This is a genomic window from Kocuria sp. KRD140, assembly GCF_017168375.1.
GTDB classification, from domain to species: domain Bacteria; phylum Actinomycetota; class Actinomycetes; order Actinomycetales; family Micrococcaceae; genus Kocuria; species Kocuria marina.
Map to the genome: position 1 here is coordinate 1 of NZ_JABFAW010000024.1, position 2,334 is coordinate 2,334.

4 protein-coding genes are annotated in these 2,334 nt (G+C 71.6%); all 4 read right to left on the reverse strand.

The features are described 5' to 3' along the window. Positions 1-37: 37 nt before the first annotated feature. Entirely contained in the window at positions 38-406 is a 369-nt protein-coding gene (locus J1M36_RS12450) for a thioredoxin domain-containing protein (protein WP_206480015.1), read from the reverse strand. A 61-nt stretch (positions 407-467) separates the two neighbouring features. Then, positions 468-1,331: a sulfite exporter TauE/SafE family protein gene (locus J1M36_RS12455; protein WP_206480018.1), complete on the reverse strand. Its 864-nt coding sequence runs from the start codon at positions 1,329-1,331 to the stop codon at positions 468-470. Continuing rightward, the gene (locus J1M36_RS12460) at positions 1,328-1,681 is read right to left on the reverse strand and encodes a rhodanese-like domain-containing protein (RefSeq protein ID WP_206480020.1); all 354 of its coding nucleotides are present in this window, start codon (positions 1,679-1,681) and stop codon (positions 1,328-1,330) included. Before J1M36_RS12460 ends, J1M36_RS12455 begins: the two co-directional genes overlap by 4 nt. Before the next feature lie 93 nt (positions 1,682-1,774). Beyond that, positions 1,775-2,323 carry a rhodanese-like domain-containing protein gene (locus J1M36_RS12465; RefSeq protein WP_241247217.1) on the reverse strand — a complete coding sequence of 183 codons (549 nt, stop codon included), beginning with the start codon at positions 2,321-2,323 and terminating at the stop codon, positions 1,775-1,777. Positions 2,324-2,334: the final 11 nt, after the last annotated feature.

The window sequence follows — 2,334 nt, forward strand, 5'->3', positions numbered from 1 at the left end:
GGCGGGTCCGGCGCCTGCCGGTGGCCCCGTTCGGGGGTCAGGCCTGCGGGCGCTGGGTGGTGAGCTGGGCGTGGACGGCGGCCATGTCCAGGTCCTTCACTGCGGTGATGACCTGCTCCAGCCCGGTCGACGGCAGCGCGCCGGGCTGGGAGAACACGAGCACGCCGTCCCGGAAGGCCATCAGAGTGGGGATGGAGCTGATGCCGGCCGCGGCCGACAGGCGCTGCTCGGCCTCGGTATCGACCTTGGCGAACACCACGTCCGGATGCTTGCCGGAGGCGGCCTCGTAGGTGGGGGCGAACCTGCGGCAGGGACCGCACCAGGACGCCCAGAAGTCCACGAGCACGATGTCGTTGGTCTCGATGGTGGGGGCGAAGTCGGCTTCAGTGAGGTCGATAGTGGCCATGGGGAGCTCCTTGTCGGTGATGGGGGAAACGGTGGGGCGGACGGTGAGACGGCCGAACAGATCAGGCCGTCACGGGGATGCGCAGCGGACACCTGGGCACGGCGAACCAGCACACGGCCGCGGCCAGGGCTGCGGTGGCGGCGGTGATCCCGACAGCGGTGCCGGCCGGACCGGGCAGCTCCTGGACAAGGACGACCACACCCATGACCAGGACGAAGACGCCGAATCCCTGGCGCAGAGCCGCCTCCGGGATGCGCCCGGCCAGGCGCGCCCCGGCGACCGAGCCGGCGACGGCGGCGGCAGTGACGGCGGCGACCAGGGCCCAGTCCAGGGTCACGGTGGTGAGGTAGCCGGCCAGCCCGGCGAAGGACTTCATGGCGATGACCACCAGGGAGGTGCCCACGGCCACGGGCATGGACAGCCCGCCCAGTAGGGCCAGGGCCGGGACGACGAGGAAGCCACCACCAGCACCGACCAGGCCGGTGACCAGGCCCACGACCAGGCCCTCGGCAACAACCTTGCCCACCGGCAGTTCGCCGTCGTGGGTTTTCGTGGTGGTGTTCTTGCGGCCGCGGAGCATGGCCAGGGAGGTGGCGACCATCATCAGGGCGAAGGCGACCATCAGGACGGTGCCGGGGATGTGCCCGCCGGCCAGCCCGCCGCCGAAGGCCCCGGCCATGCCGGCGGCACCGAAGACCAGCCCGGTGCGCCACTTCACCCGCCGGTGGCGGGCATGGCTGATGGCACTGAACGCCGAGGTCACCCCGACGACGAACAGGGAGGCGGCGATGGCCTCCTTGGGGTCCAGCCCGGCCACGTAGGTGAGGATCGGGACGGTGAGGATGGACCCGCCCCCGCCGAGCAGGCCGAGGGAGAGGCCGATCACCACCGACAGCAGCAGAGTCAGCACGAGGGTGAGGGTCATGAGGGGCGTCCTTGTCGTGAAGGGTCAGTGAGGTCGGGTCGGCCAGGCAGGGGTCGGTGGGTGGGCAGTCCGGTGCACTGCCAGGCGGTCATCCCGCCGGCCATCGTGTCGGCGGTGTAGCCGGCCGCATTCAGGGCATCGGCGACCCAGGCGCTGCGGTTGCCGCTGCGGCAGATCACGATCACGGGGCGATCCTGGTCGAGCTCGGACAGGCGGTCGCCCAGTTGGCCCATGGGGATGTGGAGGACGCCGGGGATCATGCCCTCGACGAGCTCGAAGTCCTCCCGGACGTCGAGAACCTGGTCCTGGCCGCGGCGCTGGTGGGCGTCGGTGATGGTGATCTCTGCCATGAGTGCTCCTGGGGGTGCTCGACGGTGGGGTGCCGGGGCTGACCGAGGGGCGCAGACGCCCTGGCGGTCAGCCCCGGGCAGGCCGGGTGGGACTCAGGCGTGCGCGGCGGGGATCTGCTGGATGGCCGTAGTGGCCGTGGGCTCCTGCGCGGTTTTGTTCCACGGCATGGCCGCCAAGGCCTTGCCCATCGCGCAGGTGTTGGAGGCGGCCGAGAAGGTCAGCCCGGTGCCGATGATCCCGGCCACGGTGCGCAGCTTTGGGGACACGAACCGCCCCCCCACCAGCCCGGTCAGCACCAGGGACCCGGCGACCATGCGCACCTGGCGCTCCAAATGCCAGCGCTGTGCCCCGCGCACCATGTCACCGCCGGCGGTGGCGAAGCCCTGGGCGCCACCGGTGAGCACATAAGCGGTGGTGATCCCGGCCCCAGCCAGCTTCTGGCGGGCCTGCTCGGCCCGGACCCCGGACTGGCAGACCAGCACGACCCGCTCACCGAGCCGAGCGGCCAGCTCGGCGGTGTGCTCGGCCAGCAGAGGCAGGGGCACGTTGTAGGAGCCGCGGATGTGCAGGGACTCGAACTCGGCCGCGGAACGGACATCGAGGACCACCAGGTCCTCGTGGTCGGCCATCCACTGGCGCAGGGTGTGGGGGG